The 17,552-nt window shown below is 41.6% G+C and carries 17 protein-coding genes and 1 pseudogene; 11 read left to right on the forward strand and 7 right to left on the reverse strand.

Going from position 1 to position 17,552, the window contains the following annotated elements; all coding sequences use genetic code 11:
• Positions 1-81: 81 nt before the first annotated feature.
• From M3M37_RS03890 to M3M37_RS03940, 11 genes are all read left to right on the forward strand, one after another.
• Positions 82-489, forward strand: coding sequence for an MSCRAMM family adhesin SdrC (locus tag M3M37_RS03890; protein WP_252794265.1), 408 nt, complete (start codon positions 82-84; stop codon positions 487-489).
• Positions 490-972: 483 nt separating this feature from the next.
• The gene (locus tag M3M37_RS03895) at positions 973-1,515 is read left to right on the forward strand and encodes an MSCRAMM family adhesin SdrC (RefSeq protein WP_252794266.1); all 543 of its coding nucleotides are present in this window, start codon (positions 973-975) and stop codon (positions 1,513-1,515) included.
• A 393-nt stretch (positions 1,516-1,908) separates the two neighbouring features.
• Entirely contained in the window at positions 1,909-2,331 is a 423-nt protein-coding gene (locus M3M37_RS03900; protein ID WP_252794267.1) for an MSCRAMM family adhesin SdrC, read from the forward strand.
• 195 nt (positions 2,332-2,526) lie between these two features.
• The gene (locus M3M37_RS03905) at positions 2,527-3,075 is read left to right on the forward strand and encodes an MSCRAMM family adhesin SdrC (RefSeq protein ID WP_252794268.1); all 549 of its coding nucleotides are present in this window, start codon (positions 2,527-2,529) and stop codon (positions 3,073-3,075) included.
• Between the two features lie 12 nt (positions 3,076-3,087).
• A complete protein-coding gene (locus M3M37_RS03910) occupies positions 3,088-3,411 on the forward strand; it encodes a hypothetical protein (RefSeq protein WP_252794269.1) in 324 nt (107 codons plus the stop codon).
• A 3-nt stretch (positions 3,412-3,414) separates the two neighbouring features.
• The gene (locus tag M3M37_RS03915; RefSeq protein WP_252794270.1) at positions 3,415-3,933 is read left to right on the forward strand and encodes an MSCRAMM family adhesin SdrC; all 519 of its coding nucleotides are present in this window, start codon (positions 3,415-3,417) and stop codon (positions 3,931-3,933) included.
• A 105-nt stretch (positions 3,934-4,038) separates the two neighbouring features.
• The gene (locus M3M37_RS03920) at positions 4,039-4,917 is read left to right on the forward strand and encodes a hypothetical protein (protein ID WP_252794271.1); all 879 of its coding nucleotides are present in this window, start codon (positions 4,039-4,041) and stop codon (positions 4,915-4,917) included.
• Between the two features lie 153 nt (positions 4,918-5,070).
• Positions 5,071-5,469, forward strand: a complete 399-nt coding sequence (locus M3M37_RS03925) for an MSCRAMM family adhesin SdrC (RefSeq protein WP_252794272.1) — start codon at positions 5,071-5,073, stop codon at positions 5,467-5,469.
• Between the two features lie 513 nt (positions 5,470-5,982).
• The gene (locus M3M37_RS03930; protein ID WP_252794273.1) at positions 5,983-6,510 is read left to right on the forward strand and encodes an MSCRAMM family adhesin SdrC; all 528 of its coding nucleotides are present in this window, start codon (positions 5,983-5,985) and stop codon (positions 6,508-6,510) included.
• A gap of 933 nt (positions 6,511-7,443) precedes the next feature.
• Positions 7,444-7,746, forward strand: a complete 303-nt coding sequence (locus tag M3M37_RS03935; protein WP_252794275.1) for a hypothetical protein — start codon at positions 7,444-7,446, stop codon at positions 7,744-7,746.
• Positions 7,747-9,129: 1,383 nt separating this feature from the next.
• Complete coding sequence (locus M3M37_RS03940) at positions 9,130-9,351, forward strand: hypothetical protein (protein WP_252794276.1); 222 nt, start codon at positions 9,130-9,132, stop codon at positions 9,349-9,351.
• Positions 9,352-9,638: 287 nt separating this feature from the next.
• On the opposite strand, the pseudogene M3M37_RS07460 reads toward M3M37_RS03940, so the two are convergent.
• From M3M37_RS07460 to M3M37_RS03970, 7 genes and pseudogenes are all read right to left on the reverse strand, one after another.
• Positions 9,639-9,734 (reverse strand): annotated as a pseudogene (locus tag M3M37_RS07460) (KxYKxGKxW signal peptide domain-containing protein); the annotation flags it as partial.
• Positions 9,735-10,011: 277 nt separating this feature from the next.
• Positions 10,012-10,863 carry a hypothetical protein gene (locus tag M3M37_RS03945; RefSeq protein WP_252794277.1) on the reverse strand — a complete coding sequence of 284 codons (852 nt, stop codon included), beginning with the start codon at positions 10,861-10,863 and terminating at the stop codon, positions 10,012-10,014.
• Positions 10,841-12,301 carry a glycosyltransferase gene (locus M3M37_RS03950; protein ID WP_252794278.1) on the reverse strand — a complete coding sequence of 487 codons (1,461 nt, stop codon included), beginning with the start codon at positions 12,299-12,301 and terminating at the stop codon, positions 10,841-10,843. The genes M3M37_RS03945 and M3M37_RS03950 overlap by 23 nt, the downstream gene beginning before the upstream one ends.
• On the reverse strand, positions 12,298-13,083 hold the full coding sequence (locus M3M37_RS03955; protein ID WP_252794279.1) for an accessory Sec system protein Asp3: 786 nt from the start codon (positions 13,081-13,083) through the stop codon (positions 12,298-12,300). The genes M3M37_RS03950 and M3M37_RS03955 overlap by 4 nt, the downstream gene beginning before the upstream one ends.
• A 5-nt stretch (positions 13,084-13,088) precedes the next feature.
• Positions 13,089-14,708, reverse strand: a complete 1,620-nt coding sequence (gene asp2 / locus M3M37_RS03960) for an accessory Sec system protein Asp2 (protein WP_252794280.1) — start codon at positions 14,706-14,708, stop codon at positions 13,089-13,091.
• Positions 14,701-16,296: an accessory Sec system glycosyltransferase Asp1 gene (asp1, locus tag M3M37_RS03965; protein WP_252794281.1), complete on the reverse strand. Its 1,596-nt coding sequence runs from the start codon at positions 16,294-16,296 to the stop codon at positions 14,701-14,703. Before asp1 ends, asp2 begins: the two co-directional genes overlap by 8 nt.
• A 12-nt stretch (positions 16,297-16,308) precedes the next feature.
• Positions 16,309-17,550, reverse strand: a complete 1,242-nt coding sequence (locus tag M3M37_RS03970; RefSeq protein WP_252794282.1) for a preprotein translocase subunit SecY — start codon at positions 17,548-17,550, stop codon at positions 16,309-16,311.
• Positions 17,551-17,552 lie beyond the last annotated feature (2 nt).

A 17,552-nucleotide genomic window follows, 5' to 3' on the forward strand; every position in this document is an offset into this window, starting at 1 on the left:
TTCTTCGATTCAGATTCACTGATTGAATCAGCTACTGACGTCGAAGTTGATTGACTAGCATCGATTGACAGTGAGGTTGAGATGCTATCAACCACCAATGCACTTGCAGACGTTGAGACGCTCATAGAAGCTGAGGATGATCCAGAAATAGATGTGCTGTTTGATCCGGACGTACTTACTGAGTTCGAAGTGCTGCTTGAAGTTGAAGCAGACTGTGAGGTAACCGAACTATCAGAGGTTGAGGTTGAAACAGAATCTCTCAATGAGGTTAACTTCGAGTTCAATTCACTACCGAGAACTGATACAGACTCGGAAGCTGAAGCATCCTTACTCGTTGACAACGAAGCAGAATGTGATGCAATTCCAGATTCAAGTTCTGACAACGAGGCACTCTCAAAGTCATTGATGGACTTAGAAACCGAGTTGAAAATAGAATCAATCAACTGCGATTCACTGACCGAATTGGAAGTTGAAACTGATGCTGATTGACTACCAGAAACAGAATGTGAGTTAATTTGTGATTCTAACGTTGATGCTGACGTACTCAACGATCCGCTGACTGATGTCGATGCAGAATCAATTGCCGAGTTCAATTCAGAATCAGACTGACTGTCTGACAATGAAATTGAAACAGAATCGCTAACAGAAATTGAGCCACTGACTGAAGTTGAGCCAAAGATAGAAATTGACGTAGATAGCGATGAACTCACCGATACAGATGTAGACCTGCTCAATGATGTTGAAAGTGAGGCACTTAAGGATTGCGAACCAAAAGCACTAGCTGATGCAGACCCCTGCTTTGATGCTGAAGCACTAACAGAACTACTTAATGACATCGATACAGAAGTACTTTCTGATACTGAGGTTGAGTGCGAATCTAATTGTGATTCTAACGTTGATTCGGATGCGCTCAATGAACCACTAACTGAGGTTGAAGCGGAATCAATTGCTGAATTTTCTTCAGAAACAGAAGTGCTATCTGACAATGATGTGCTCAGCAATGCAGATAAACTATTTGAAATTGAAGTAGACTTTGCTACTGATCCACTAACCGAAGTAGAGCCACTCAATGATGTTGAAGTAGATTTGCTCTCTGATGTTGACCGGAATACAGAATTGCTAACAGAAGTCTGCGTCGATTCAGACACTGATATTGATACAGATTCACTTAACGACTTCGAAACAGACGTGCTCTTCGACGTTGATTCACTCAACGATGAAGATTCAGAGTTCTTTGTTGATGCGCTTGCTGAATCACTGGCAGAAGTTGATGATGATTCAAATTCACTTAATGAAACCGAAGCGCTGTCTGAAACTGATCCACTCTTCGAAGTGGATCCACTAACTGACATTGAATTAGATACAGAAGCCGAGTGTGAATTAACTTGCGATTCAATTGTCGATTCTGAAATACTCTGTGAATCGTTTACTGAGGTTGAAGCCGAATCAATTGCTGAGTTTTCTTCGGAATCAGCTTTATTTACTGATAATGAGGCACTCAGAGATTCGGATTGAGAATCACTGGCAGAAATTGAACTAGATTCAGAGGCACTTAGTGAAATCGAAGCACTATCTGAAATTGACGTTGAAGCGCTAACAGAAGTTTGCGTAGACGCAGAATTTGATACTGATTGCGAAGTTGAACCGCTGTTTGACATTGAGTCAAGGACGGAAACTGAATGTGATTCTACTTCTGAAATCAAGATTGATTCGGATGCGCTTAATGAATCAGATAACGACTGCGATGCAGAAGCAACTATTGAGTTTGAGTCGGAAAGGCTTAAGGAAGTAGATCCACTCGTTGAAATTGAATTGCTTAAGGAAGTAGATCTGGAATTCTTCGTAGAGGCACTCGTTGAATTACTTTCATAAGTTGATTTAGATTTTGAAACACTCATGGATAGCGAGTTGCTTACTGAAAGTGATGTTGCTCCAGAATTACTCTTAGAGTCGGATGTACTTGCCGAATTAGATTCACTAGCGGAAACATGTTCTGACCCAGATAATGATTCGCTTAATGAACCTGAAGCAGACCCACTCATTGATTCTGATTCACTCGCAGATGCTTTCATCGAAGCACTTTCTGATTCCAATTTAGAAGTTGATGAAACAACTGAACTTGAATCTGATGCTAATGTTGAGCCACTTAATGATATCGAAGTGGATTTACTGTCAGACATTGACGTGGAACCACTGACTGACATTGAATCGGAGACAGAAGTTGAGTGTGAGTTTACCTCTGAAACTAATTTGGATTCAGATGCAATCAATGAAGCAGATAATGACTGCGATGCAGAATCAATTGCAGAGCTCAATTCGGAATCAGATTGACTAGTCGACAATGAATTGCTTACTGATAAGGACTGCGATGATGAGCCACTCGTTGAAGTAGACGTTGAGTTGGATTCACTAAGTGACTTAGAATCAGACTCACTCAACGAAGTCGATTCTGAATTTCCCTTTGAAGTGCTGGTTGAGTTGCTTTCATAAGTTGATTTAGATTCTGAACCGCTCAGTGATAATGAATTGCTTGCTGAAACAGAGCTAGAATCTGAACCAATAGCAGATGTGTGTGTGGAAATAGATTCTGAACCAGATAATGATTCACTAAGTGAAGTCGAGGCCGAATCACTTTCGTATTTGGAAGTGGATTCTGAACTATTTACTGAATTACTATCAGAAATTGACTTAGAAGTTGATGTAGAGCCAGATTCACTCGATGAAAGAGCTGTAGATTCAGATCCACTCAGCGATAACGAGTTGCTTGCTGAAAGTGATTTCGAAGTTGATTCACTGATAGAAGTCTTTGTCGAAGTACTTTCTGATGCCGATGTCGATACAACAACCGAACTTGAGTCAGATACAGACATCGAGTGTGAGTTAACTTCTGAACCTAATTTTGATACAGAAATGCTCAGTGAATCTGCCAACGATGTTGATACCGAGTCAATTGTTGAACTTAATTCAGAGCTAGACTTGCTTACTGATAATGAATCACTAATAGAGGTGCTTCCTGACGCAGAAGCTAATCCAGATACAGAATCACTTAATGATGTTGATACCAAATTACTCTGAGAACTTGATGAAATGGTTGAAGCTGAACTACTAGTTGAAGTGGATAATGACTCTGAACTACTTAATGATAAGGACTTTGAGGATGACCCACTTGTAGAAATCGAATCGATTAGTGAGACGGATGTTGATTCACTTGTCGAAGTGGAAAGACTATCTGACAATGATTTAGAAGCCGATTCACTCTTTGAGGTAGAAGTACTAATTGAAACAGAATCGCTGGTAGAACCATGTTCTGAATCAGATAATGATCCCCTTGATGAAGTAGATTCAGACTTCGAAACTGATGTAGAACCAGATGCACTCATTGATTGTGAGTCGCTCGTTGAAATCGATTGAGTTGTGCTTGTTGATGTAGATAGCGAATCTGAATCACTTAATGATTGTGATTTGCTTTCTGAAAGTGATTTGGAATTAGATTCACTGACAGAAGTTTGTGTAGAAGTACTTTCTGATTCAGATTTCGATGTCGATACAACAATTGAACTTGAGTCAGATGATGACGTTGATCCACTTAATGATGATGAATTAGATTTACTGTCTAATATTGACGCTGATCCGCTAATTGACAATGAGTCAGATACAGACATCGAGTGTGAATTTACCTCTGAATCTAATTTCGAGGAAGAAATACTTAATGAATCAATTGTTGAACTCAATTCAGAACTAGACTTACTTACTGATAACGAATCACTAGTAGAAGTGCTTTCTGATATGAAAGATGATCCAGATAAGGAATCGCTCATGGAACTAGATGCGCTAGTTGAATTTGAATCACTCGCTGAAGTAGACAATGACTCTGAACCACTTTTCGATAACGAGCTGCTTTCTGATACTGACTTAGATGCAGAAACACTTTGAGAAAGTGAGTCACTTGTCGAAGTTGATTCTGACTTAGACGTCGATCCACTAACTGACATTGAGTCACTTAATGACAATGACTTAGAACCAGATACACTCGTTGAAGTGGAATCACTGTTTGAAACATGTTCTGATCCAGACAATGATTCACTTAATGAAGTAGATGCCGACTTAGACGTTGAACCACTAGCTGATAAGGAATCAGATACTGACGTTGAACCTGATAACGAATGGCTTAAAGATTTCGATTCAGAATCACTCTGTGAAAGTGAGTCACTCGTTGAAATTGACTTAAATCCGCTTGCTGATACAGATGTCAAATTACTTACCGAAATCGACTTCGAACTTGATCCACTTACTGATGTTGAATTGCTAGTAGAAGTAGATAAGGATTCTGAAATACTCAAAGATAATGAGCCACTCTTAGAAATTGATTCACTCATCGAAGCTGAATCACTAATGGAAACATGTTCTGAACCTGATAATGATTCGCTTAGAGAAGTAGATGTCGAACCACTAGCTGATAATGACCCCAAACTACTTTGCGATAACGAGCTGCTATCTGACATTGACTTAGATGCAGAAGCACTCTGTGAAATAGAGTTGCTGATTGAAATGGACTCGGATTTACTTGCTGATGCAGATGTGGAATCACTTACAGAAGTAGATTGCGAATTAGATCCGCTCGTTGAAGTTGAATCACTAGTCAATGTAGATAGTGACTCTGAAATGCTCAATGATAATGATTCACTTAGGGATTGCGATTCTGAACTGCTCTTTGAATCGGATGCACTCATTGAAGAGGAATCACTGGTAGAAACATTTTCTGATCCAGATAATGATTCTATTAATGAAGTAGATGCCGACTTAGAAGTCGAACCACTAGTAGATACTGAATCACTAGCCGAAGTAGACAGTGACTCTGAACTACTTTGTGATAACGAGCTACTATCTGACAATGATTTAGATGCAGAAACGCTTTGAGAAAGTGAGTCACTCGTTGAAATTGACTTAAATCCGCTTGCTGATACAGATGTCGAATTACTTACAGAAGTAGATTGCAAATTAGATCCGCTCGTCGAAGTTGAATCACTGGTCGATGTAGATAATGATTCTGAACCACTCAATGATAACGAGTTGCTTTCTGAAACTGATTTAGAAGCCGACCCACTCTTCGATTCAGATGCACTCATTGAATCAGAATCACTGATAGAAACATGTTCTGAACCTGATAATGATTCGCTTAGAGAAGTAGATGTCGAACCACTAGCTGATAATGACCCTGAACTACTTTGCGATAACGAGTTACTTTCTGATACTGATTTTGATTCAGAAACATTCTGTGAAAGTGAGTCACTTGTTGAAATAGAATCAGATTTACTTGCTGATGCAGATGCGGAATCACTTATGGAAATTGATTTTGAACTGGATCCACTTGTAGATGCTGAATCGATCGTCGATGTAGATAATGAATCAGATACTGACGTTGAACCTGATAACGAATCGCTTAAAGATTTCGATTCAGAGGCACTTTGAGAAAGCGAGTCGCTCGTTGAAATTGACTTAGATCCACTTGCTGATGCAGATGTAGAGTCACTTACGGAAGCAGACTTTGAGTTAGATCCGCTCGTCGAAGTTGAATCACTGGTCGATGTAGATAATGATTCTGAAATACTCAAAGATAATGAGCCACTCTTCGAGCTAGATTCACTCATTGAAGTGGAATCACTATTAGAAACATGTTCTGAACCAGATAATGAATCGCTTAATGAAGTTGATAATGACTTCGAGTTCGAACCACTAACTGACAATGAGTCACTTAATGACAAGGACTTCGAACTAGACCCACTAGTAGATACTGAATCACTAGTAGAAGTAGACAGAGATTCTGAAACACTTTGTGATAACGAGCTGCTATCTGAAACTGACTTAAACTCACTTTCAGATACAGATAACGAATCACTTGTAGAAATCGATTGAGTTGTACTTGTTGACGTTGAACCACTAGTAGAAGTAGATAACGATTCTGAACTGCTCAATGACAGTGAGTTGCTCGTTGAAATTGACTTAGACTCACTTTCGGATACAGATGTCGAATTACTTGTAGAAATCGACTTCGAACTTGATCCACTTACTGATGTTGAAACACTGGTAGAAGTAGATAACGATTCTGAAACACTCAATGATAACGAGTCACTCGTTGAAATTGATTCAGATTCACTTGCTAATGTGGATATAGAGTCACTTACAGAAGTAGACTTCGAACTTGACCCGCTTACCGATGCTGAATCACTCGTAGACGTAGACAGACTGTCTGACAATGATTTCGCCGACGTACTTCCGGATGCTGACTTCGAACTAGATGAACTAATTGAAGTGGATAAGCTATCTGAAAACGACTTCGAAGCCGATAAACTAAGTGATTCAGACTTTGAACCACTCAATGATGATGACGTAGAGTCGCTTTCAGACGTTGATTTCGAAGCAGAACCACTTGTCGATGTCGATTCAGACAACGATTCACTTTCTGAAATCGATTTTGCCATACTTGCAACTTTACTAGTCGAAGTTGATTGACTATTTACATCCGATTGTGAAGTTGAAGCAACCTTAGAACTAGATGCACTTAATGAAGCACTATCGGATTCGGAAATACTCTTAGACTTACTATCTGACAGAGATTTTGAAGCAGAAACAGAAGTTACGACACTAGTAGATTCTGAATCAATCTTACTCTTTGAAACCGAGTTCGAATTACTTTGACTAGTTGAAGCCGATTGTGAATCTCTCGTACTATCTTCTGCATTGGAAATGCTCAAGGATGTGGAAATACTGTCATTCTTCGATTTGCTGGTTGAAGTAAAGTCAGATTTACTAGTTGAAGTACTGGCTGAGGCTGAAAATGAGTTGGATTGTAGAATCGAAGTAGATGTACTCCGAGATTGGGATCCAATGTCATCCGTCGTATCATCAGATTCACTGTTTGATGACGCAGATTTAGAAGCTGATGCTGAAATAATATCATCAGTGGATTGACTCTTCGAAGCTGAAGTTGAAGCACTCTGTTCAACAGATTTAGAAGCTGATGCACTAGCTGAATTATTACTGTTCCGTTCAGCAAGTGATGCACTGGCTGAATCTGATTGACTCCTCTCAGCGGATTGACTATCAATCGCTGAATTTAATGCACTGGTTGACACCGAACCAGAATCATAGTCTGAGTTGCCTGACAACGAGGCAGAAATTGAACCTGACAGACTGTGTCCAGTAGATTCACTGGTAGAGGTTGATTTGGCAGCTGAAACAGATTCAGAGTTTAATGCTGATTTTGATGCCATGCTGGCAGATTCAGATTTAGAAACACTATTTTGCGCACTTAAAGAGCTGTAATAACTTTGCAAACTATCAACAATTGAATTCTTGTAGATTTCCGATTCATTTTCAGAAATTGTTTGAAGCACCACAGAGGTTGATTTTGATGTAGAAGCGCTTAAAGCACTGGTTGATTCCGTGGTAGATTGGCTGGTAGAAGCTGAGATACTAGTACTCTTGCTTAACGAATCAGCAATCGAATCAGAGATTGAAGTTGAAGTACTCTTAGAAGCAGGTGCTTCGGAAGCTGATTTAGAGGCAGAAGCAGTCAAAGAATTAGCATCAGAAAGCGAGTATGAAGCAATCATCGACTTTCTTTTTGAAGCTTCAAAAGGATTAAGCCAAGAAGGTAGCTCATCATTTTGGCTTGATGACTTAGAAACGCTAAAGGAAACAGAATTATATCCACTTAAAGAAATACTATTATCAATAATTGATTGAGAAGTTGATTGGGAATCTTGAATCGATTGCGCTACATACTTACTTCCAGATGTACTTTGTGAATAAAGCTTAGAACTATTACTATCAGCAGAGTTCAACGAAGTACTCGTAGAATTAAGTTGCGAATTAAGCATACTTTGCAGTGAAGTTGAGGCACTCATGCTGCTATCAGCATTCAATCCAGATTTTCCGGCCGCAATGGCTGAATCAACTACGCTTTGAATGTCAGTGGAAGTATGTTCCAGGCTAAAACTAGTCTGATCAGAAGTACTATGATAATTACTCAAACTCAGAGAAATCGAATCTTTCTGAGACGCACTAAGAGAACTTAATTCAGAATCAGTATAAGATCCATTCGTTGATCCCCAACTATTGGACATACTATTTGATAACGTATTCACCATCGAATGTTCCAAACTAATGGAAGCAGAGGCCGATTCTGATGGCAGGTTCTCAATAACGGGAACCGCTTGAATCTTGGAGAAGGTTTGGGCATTAGTAGTTCCAATGGCGCCATTATAAATACCTAAGGCAATATCTACTGCCCCATCAAATGCCGCAACAAGTATTCTTTCTCCAGTGCTACCAGAAAAACGTTGGCCGACATAGTCTTTCAATGATTTAGCAATCTGGTTAATTAAATCCTTAGATTCAACTCCCACCTGGATGTACATATTGTCTCCAACCTGAAGGTGATAATCTCGTGGATTTACACCAACCGTGATACTCTGCTTAGATCGATTGGTAGTATAAGGATTCTTGTTAACTTGAACCCATTTACCCAGAACTGGATCCCAAATATAAAGAGTGGTTTGCTGCTCATTTCCGAGCGTTAACCATCCTTTACTGGTTTCAATTTTAATGGTTCCAGAAGCCCCATCATAAATGAAATGGTTACCGCTAATCACCCCATCCACATTTGGTGAAAGACCTAAGTCATTCAAATTAGGAATTGGTTGCATTCCTATTTTTTTCAAACCGTAATTAATGTCATCAATAGCTTTATTAATCCCATTAATAAACACATTCGTATTACCATCTTCACCAGCTGGTTGATTAGGAATCTTCGTTCCCGGTTGTCCCGTCGCAGCCAAAACGACCTGGTCACTACTCAAACGTGATTGCCTTCCACTCGTCGAAGTAACAATAGAATCTTGTGTAGACACACTTAAAGAACGGTCTTTTTCCAAAGACTTGTCCATCCGATCTTGAACTAAGTCGGATTCGCTGTCCCGTTGGCTTTGACTATAACTTTGTGAAGTGGAAACTGAACCTGGTTGTTCACTCCCCTGACTTTCAGACGCAAAAATACTTCCCGTTGAATCAGATAAACTCGTAGCAGAGTTGGTTACTGAAGAAGATGTTCCACTATTGGAATCAGAAATGGTACTACGATCCAGTTTGGTGGAATTAGTGGTGGTGCTAATCTTATTGACTGAAGTAGACGTTACCGAATCATTCGTCGTAATTGACTTAGCATCAGTTACATTTTGTGAAGTGCTGGTAGCCGTGGTTAACTTAGTTGTCGCATCTAACTGGTCTGCCTTACTGATACTCTGTGGAGTGTCATTACTAGTAGAAGTTGAATATGTATGTTGTGAATAATTATCATGGATCACTGCATTAGCTGTTGCAGTATCCGTCGTTGATTCACTGGTAGACAAACTAGTTTCAGACTCACTCTGCACACTCTCAGTCGTAGACGAAGCACTAGTCGTGTCCGTAGACTGCGATGATTCTGAGTGGACGGGAACTGTAGCAGATTGTTGGTTCACTAATAATTGATCATTACCATCAACTTCCCGCTTTAACGTTTGGGTTGGGTCCGCCATTGTCACTGGTCCCCCCAGCAGAATACTAGCAACCATCCCTGACACGGTTGCCGTTCCTGCCACTAACCATTGTTTCCCGGATTTATACATTCGATACCGAGTTTTTTTGTTGGTATCAACAAGCTGTTCAAACCGGAGCTGGTTAAATTTTTTCATTCTCCCTACTCTGCCTTTCTTAATTAAACAACTATCAAGTACAGCTGATTAACGACTAATTGTTTCTGAAATAAATCGATTAATCGAAATAATCCTTTAGCACTTGAAAAATCTCTACAAAGTTACATTATTCCATATTAGATTGGTTTTTAGCAATTAAAAAGCACTAACGGTATTTAATTACAAACTGTTTAAATAAGGATCCCATTTGGGAGGAGCAGAAATAATCGCTAACTAAAAAAGATCCTCTAAATTAACCTAGAGGAACCTTTTGAACTCATTTTTTGATTATCTTAACTTTATCCAACGGAACATTGTGTTGTTTAAGAATATTATAGTCAGCTTGAGTAACTTCGACTTCCTGAATCGTATCAATCGCATTGGTTAGAATGTCTAACAAGTTCCCCCGCACGTTTTGGTCATCATCAAGTGGGCTCTCCACTAACCGTAATACATTGTGCGACTTCGTTCCACTCAACGCCGCCAACTCAACCCCCATATAGTTAACCATCACGGTGTCTTTTTCGGTCACAATTGAGCGCACTTGCGCATTGTAAAATTCGTTCAAGGTATTATATCGCTGTTTAACCTTGTGCGTTACCGGATCTTCCACCGTAATCAAGTTAATGACACCCTGGTAGAGGTAATAACGAACAACGGGACGATTCTGTTGATCATAAAAGACCATTTCCAGCATCTCATTTTCAGCATAAAACAAGTTACTAAAAATCGTACCATCGTATGCATACTCTTCAATGTAGTCAAGCGTTCCATCCAAATTAGTATAACGTACATCTTGAGCAGCCCGCCGGGTATTCGAATATAAAAATTCCTTTCCAATTTCACTACCGTGGTCGTAAATGGAAATACTACCGTCCCGATTCACAAAGATCTTGGACCAGGTAGGGACTGGGACGTCGTTAAAGAAACGGTAGCTACCCAGATGGTACTTCCGATGTGTTAACCGGTCTAAAACGTTTACCCCGTTCACACCATCTTCACCAAAAAACTTACCAATCAGAGGTGCAGACACCAGCGAAATCACGTTAGGGTGTTTGCTTGGACTTTCCGCCTTAATCTGTTGCCATTGGTCGTCAGCAACGATGTTATTTACTAGTACGTAATCCATCGATTAAATCCCTCCATTTTTCCGCGGTAATGTGATCTTGGAACTCTGCCACCGACTTAGCAGTAGCACCTTGTAACTTCGAATATTTTCCATTAATTAATTTTTCCAGAGCAGCTTCAATGTTTTTCACGTTAAAGTCGTCATCATTCCGTTTAAATTCCGTCAGGTATCCGTTTACACCGTCTTGAACCAACTCTTGAGCGCCAAACCGAGCATCAAAGGTAATTACTGGTAATCCGGCGTTTAAAGCCTCAATGTAGGTTAATCCAAAACCTTCGGAGAAGGACGTTGAAATAAAAGCATCGTATTTCGGATAAATGTGTTCCAAGTCGTGGGATAACCCCTTCATGGTGATGTAATCCTCGGCATGACAGTCTTCAATCGTTTTCACTAACTTCTGGTGTTCTTCTCCTTGACCGTAGATATCAAATTTAATCTTCACACCTTGGTCATGTAAAGCAGCCACTGCTTTAATTGCGATGTCAATGTGTTTTTCTGCCGCTAACCGCGAAGCGGTAATCAAGCGGAATGGTGAATGGGCACGCCGGCGTTTTTGTTTCGTAGCTCCGTCACGGATTCCCCCCACCGGAATGGCTACCACAATGTCTTTAGCAGTCGGATCATCAATCAACATGTCATCCCGTTGTAACTTCGTGGCCGTCACAGCTTTATCGACAGCGTGTAACCGCTCCAACATGTATTCGTAGTGGTCGTTCCACAGTGGATACTTGGGATCGTCACGATCCGAAAGTTGGTCAGCATGCACGATGTAGATGATCTTCGAATTGGGAATCCGATTTTGCATCAACACGTCGTCGGCAAATTCCCCACGGTCAATGATGAAATTACTGTTACCACCATAAGTCTGATCTACTTGTTCAAAGAAGTAGCGGTGCAAACTGTAAAGATTACGGAAGAAGAGGTGTTCACCCTTCTCGTCAAAGAGGTGAATGTTAACCACGTTTGAACCCCGGTGTTGGTCGTTTTCAATTGAGTACATTACCTTACGTTCATTGTTTTTAGCATTGAACAATTCAACCCGCGAAACACCCACTTGTAAAACGGAGTTATCAGGATGCTGTTTATCGCGCCCCTTGTAAAAGTGTTGAATTACTCGCATTCCAGAATCAGTCACAAATTCTTGTTTCCGGTTCGTGTTGGTATCATCCACAATCATTACAGACTTCTGCGGTTTAACCCGTTGGGCTAAACCAGTTTTAAGGTAGTCACCGCCGAGAACTAGATATTCCCACAGGTTTAAAACCTCGGAATCCTTAAGTCTCCAACGATCCATGGCCTCATGTAGTTCAGGAACCAAATTTAAAAATAAAAAACGAAACGGTAAATCAGCCTGTCGAAACCGATCAGCGCGATAAAACTCAGCATGTTCTACTCCTGAGTTTCCCAATCCCATTGCTTGGTTAATGAAAAAATTCATAAAATCCCCTTCTTTCTTTTCAACATCAAAGCTTGTGCCTCACTCATCAACTTTTGTGTCGTGTCATCGTCAGCCCAACAGTTAACGTTTTTCAAATTGTAACGATCCTTAAACTCTTGCAGCACGTCTGCCAGTTGTAGTGCCGACCATCTAGACGGCACCCGAACAATCCGGAGTGGATCATGAAGTAGCTCTGCGTCCAACGGCGCGGAATCAACCACCCGTTTTTCGGTCCGAATCATCAAATTTCCGGTCCCGGATGGATCTCCCCGGTCCTGCCGCGGTAACAAGTCAACGGCAGGCACATCAGCTCTAGGTTCAATCGTCATCTCGTCCCACAACGAAGTGGGAATGACATACATTCGACGGAACGTAACCTTTTCATTGTTGAATTTTTCTAAGGCAATCTCATAGTCATGAGCATTTTCACCCAGTTCAAAATCCAGTTCCTGATCCAATTCCATTTTTTCTTTATCTAGTTGACCCTGTGCATCGTATGATGCTACTAGAAGGCCAACCGATTTAGCTGGTTCAATCTCAGCGTCTAACATCAGATGGTATCGTTCATGCCGCGGAATCTGTGGGAGTAACTTGCTCCCGTATCCAATTGACTGCGGGGTATCCTCCGGCAACTTAGTACTCCACCAGTGAATTTTCTTTCCAGCTGGTTGCAATTCGTTTTGATATTCAACCACACCATCAGCACTGTAATTAATCTGCGCTCCATACATATCCGTATTCGGATCAGCAGCATCCCAGGTTAAGCTATATAGTATGTCCACCGTTTTCAGGACCCCCTTCGCTGTTTCTTTTTCAAATTGGTTGTTTGGGGCTTACGGGGTTGCTTCCGTCCAAACTGTGATAGTAGGTACCAGTATTGTCGCTGAAACCACTCGACGATAGGGCCAGTTTGGTCGTTGTGTCGACCTTCAAATCCCTTGGCTAGTAACTTTCCGTTCGGGTTCAGTCCAATAAACCGATCCCGAATCCCCTGATAAGCGTCTTTGTTATAGTCATCTTGTAACATGTAGGCAATCGCAAGGGTCGTGTTACTCAACTCTCCCTGTTCCAGATTATGCCAATATCGTTGGTCTAAGTCATGACTTGACTGATCCGACAAATCTGGTTCGTAGTACAACTGCATGTCCTCGCCGGTGCGAAAATCGTTGGGACGTTTAACCCGCCCGTTTTGAGCAATCGTTCCGAGTTCAGCCAACGGTTTCCCCAGCACAATTCCCGCAGGATTTAAACGGGATCCGTAGTACATGGCCCCAAAGGTACCCATGGACATTCCTGACAAGATGAGATCGGAATCCTTAAAGTTCAACTTTTGTAGCGTTTGCTTAATAATGTTCACAATCTGTTGTTCAAACTCGGTATCGCCCATGTAGAAGGCGCCCCCTTCAAGTCGCCAGTCAGAGATCAAAAGAAACGGCGCCCCAAAGTTTTGCATCATCCGCCGCCCTTCGTAACCTTCTTTGGTTCGATATCCGGCAAAGTAAACATTTAGTGGCGGTTTCATGTCACCCGCGTCAAAGTAAACTCCCGTACTTCCATGCTGTTTTTGATCAGAAATAACCCAGTCGTTGGGCATCATTTCTCCGTATGGACCACGGGCCCGCCGAACATGAAGATTTCCCACTTCTAATTGTCCTTTACCACGGGCATACAGCAAGACCTGAAAAAAAGTTGGGCGCTCAGTTCCGATTACGTCGATGCTCGTTTGTAATTCGTTACCACTAATAAAACTGGAACGCAGTACTTCTTTTGTATCAGCATCAATCTGAATTAATTTCAGAGCGAGTTCGTTTTCTGGCCCCAAGTGGTATTCCAAGGCCACCTTGTTTGCCATTTTGAGTGGCAAATAAAAGGAGTCCATCGGGGACATAATTAACTGCCAGTCGTCCGTAGGTTTTAAATTAATCTGATGGTAAACATTTCCTCGTTGACTAACTGATTGTATTTGATCCCAGTTATAGTGCCAGGCCTGCGGTGAGAACCGATAGCCATCCGGATCATAGTAGAAAAACCGTTGGATATCACCAATTAAGCGTTGGGGGTCGTGAGGATTAAACTCAAAGGCCCCCTTGAGCTTCAACAACGAACGCGTTGTTTCTGAAAGGTTCAGATTGGACTGCATCAAAATTTGATTAGCAGGTAACTGCTCCATAACTCGGTCGTTTAAAAACCACGGAAAGCCAGCGTCTAAAATAAAGACCGCGTTTCGGTACTTACCGTTTAACTTCCCGTTGGCTTTAAATAACGGTTGACCTTCCAGGATTTCTTGGTCCAGAGCATCGTCATCACTCTGATAATACTCGTAGTCGGGAGTAAAGTACTCTGCTTCTTGCGTGTAGTCATCCTGACCCACATGAATTACGGGCGTTACAAATTTAGGCTTAGCCATGGTCTAATACTCCCTTCCAACGACCTAAAAGCTGATCGCGCTCATAAGCTTCCATTAAATCCACGCTGGCCACAACCGCTTGGTTCCAATGCTGCAAATTAGAAAGAAAATAGTTCATTTGTTTTGCTAAATCAAAAAGATTCTGGTTTTCAAACCCGTTCTCTGCTTCCTTAATTAAGTCGGTAGGTGCAGTGCTAATCATTGGAACCCCGGCAGAAATTGCTTCTACCTGGCGCTTCAAATCAGCTTGTGGTCCCATGTCCAGGAACAATCGAACTCGTCGGAACAAGTCAGCCGTTTGTTCTTTAGGTTTGAGATATTGAACTTGTTCGTTAAAGAGACTGGCCTGGTAAAAGTGATGCAAGTCAGCCTCATTGAACTCGGCATCGTCATCCGTAATCTGATCATCGATGTAGTCTAGCCACTCGGCCTCAGTTTGGAAATTCTTAGGGGGCCCCAGTTCAATGTAACTTTGATAATCATTACCATTGACGTCGACACCCAGTTCAGTGGTCATCCATTCATCCTGTTGAGCACGAATAAAGTTTTGCGTAGCTTCATCTCCCCCCACCAGTAAGACCAGTTTATCGTTTGCTAACAACTCTGGCATTAAGATCTGAACGGTTTGAGCAAGCTGCTCTGCGGTTTGCTGCTGGATTTGCCAGTAAACCAACTGCGCTTCTAATTCGTTACTACCACCAGGCGAAAAAGTAGTTGGGTAGGGTTCAATCGCCGTCACAGGATTAGCTAGTTTAACCCCGGTCGTTTGTTGGAATTGATCCACCAGCTTTTGACTGGGAAAAACCCACTGTAATTGCGGATAAGTCTGACTAAGTTGGACAATTGATGAAAAATCCACACCTGTTTCTAGCAATCCCACCGTTTGGGCGGCTGGTAATGATAAATGAAATTGATTCGTTTGGGTCGCACCAGCTCGGTAAGCCACAATGACCTGCTTTGGAACCTGAAAGTGCTTTTGGTAACGTTCCTGTACCAAATCCTCTAAGCAAGCATAGGTTGGTTGCTTAAAGTGACTTTGAAAATCTGCTTCAATCGATAAGTTTCCCGTTGGACCCATAGTAAAAACTGGTTCATGAAATGGAGTGAACCAGGCCTTTTTTTCAACTTCTCCGGACAGATTAAGCCAGGTTGTAGTACTCAGGAAGCCGTCGGCCGAATACTCATCCAGTTGTTGACCACCATCGTCACAATAATGCGTAATCCGTTCAACTTCTATTTGATTGCGCGTCTGAACTTCGGCAACTAATTTTTGCTCACGATAAAGAAGAATCCGATTCCCCCCAACGTTAAAAAACGGTATCAAGTCGCCAGATAAGGTTAGATCATGAATTGTAACTGGCATTCCTTCAACGTCGTGGACTTCTTGAAGATCCGCAAATGCATCCCAATACGGAATGTCCGGCATGCCAAGTTCCTGCAAATCACGTCTTAAAGACAACGTTGGTTGCAAAAAGGCAAGTTCGACTGGTTGTTCAGTTTGTAATAACATCTGCGCAAGTACTACCTCCGGTAAATCTTCCAGTGGTTGACCTTGCCGATCAGCAAAATTTGGAATAATTAAAACCACCCTGAACCCCCCTTAATCAAAAACGCGATAGTGTGATTTACTGTACAGTGCTCGGATTTGTTCCCAAAGACCTTGAATCAAGGTAATCAGAATGGCCAAACTCCCAATGTAAATAGTGTAGTTGGCAATTCCCGGCCACTTAAGTCCGATAATCAACGGAACAGTGGCAATGACTACTAGGCATAGTCCACCTATGGTAGCCATTAACCAGAAACTCTTCATTAAGTATTCAGTTGTCGCATGTCCGGGAAAGACATCTAAAATGTATTCGTTGTTTTCTTTCATCTGCTTTGATAACCGGAGCGGTTGCACCGTAATAAAGCCGAATCCGTAGGTTAACAGCATAATAATTACAGCGTAATTAATGATTCCGGCAACCGTTTGCTGGTTCGTAATTGCTTGGACGAATTGTGCAAAACCGTTATTCCGTAACGCTACGTTCGAAGACAATAGACCCCGTGGAACCAAGAACAACGTCGAAGAAAACATGAACGGCATGGCACCAGCCAGTAATAGCTTAAATGGCAGATATGAAGCAGCCCCGCTTCCCTCCATCAAAGGTCGCTGTAACGGAATCCGTAGTTCAATTTGTAACAACATCACAATCAGAATGATCACTACCAGCGACACAATTGCAGCTGTAATTAAATGCGGCACCGTGAGCTTGTAGTTAAGAGTTTGCCAACCGGCTTGTAACATCCGAGGCATTCCCAGTAAAACGCCGGGTAGAATCAAAATGGAAATCCCCCCAAGCCCTTTTTCGGTATTCATGTTTCCCATGAAGATGGTCAACATCGCTCCCGCAATCAAAATCACAAGGATTCCAGTTTGCACAAACTCCATCGGAATCGTCATGTTCATAAACGATACGGGTACCAAGGCGGGGGATATGTATACTAACATTTGGAAACCCTGCAGCACTGCTAGGAATAACGAAATAATCTTCTGAATGTATCCCGTTTGGTTGACTGTTAATCGGTTGACCCAGTCTAAATCTAATGCCGTAATAGCCTGCCAGACAATTAATCCAATCATATAAGGACCGAGTCCCAGTGAGAATAGAGTTGGCACTTGAAATTGACTTCCAATGGTAATTCCCATCATCTGGAGATAGGTTTGTTGATGTAAAATGGCTTTAGCGACGGCCGGATCAATTCCAGGAATAATAATGGCTTGTCCCAGCAGATAAATCACCAAAATTGCTAATGTCCACAACACGCGGGTTAGTAAAAGATGTTTCCGTAAAAATTTCATTT

Origin of the sequence: Fructilactobacillus carniphilus (assembly GCF_024029675.1) — a bacterium.
In the GTDB taxonomy this organism is placed as follows: domain Bacteria; phylum Bacillota; class Bacilli; order Lactobacillales; family Lactobacillaceae; genus Fructilactobacillus; species Fructilactobacillus carniphilus.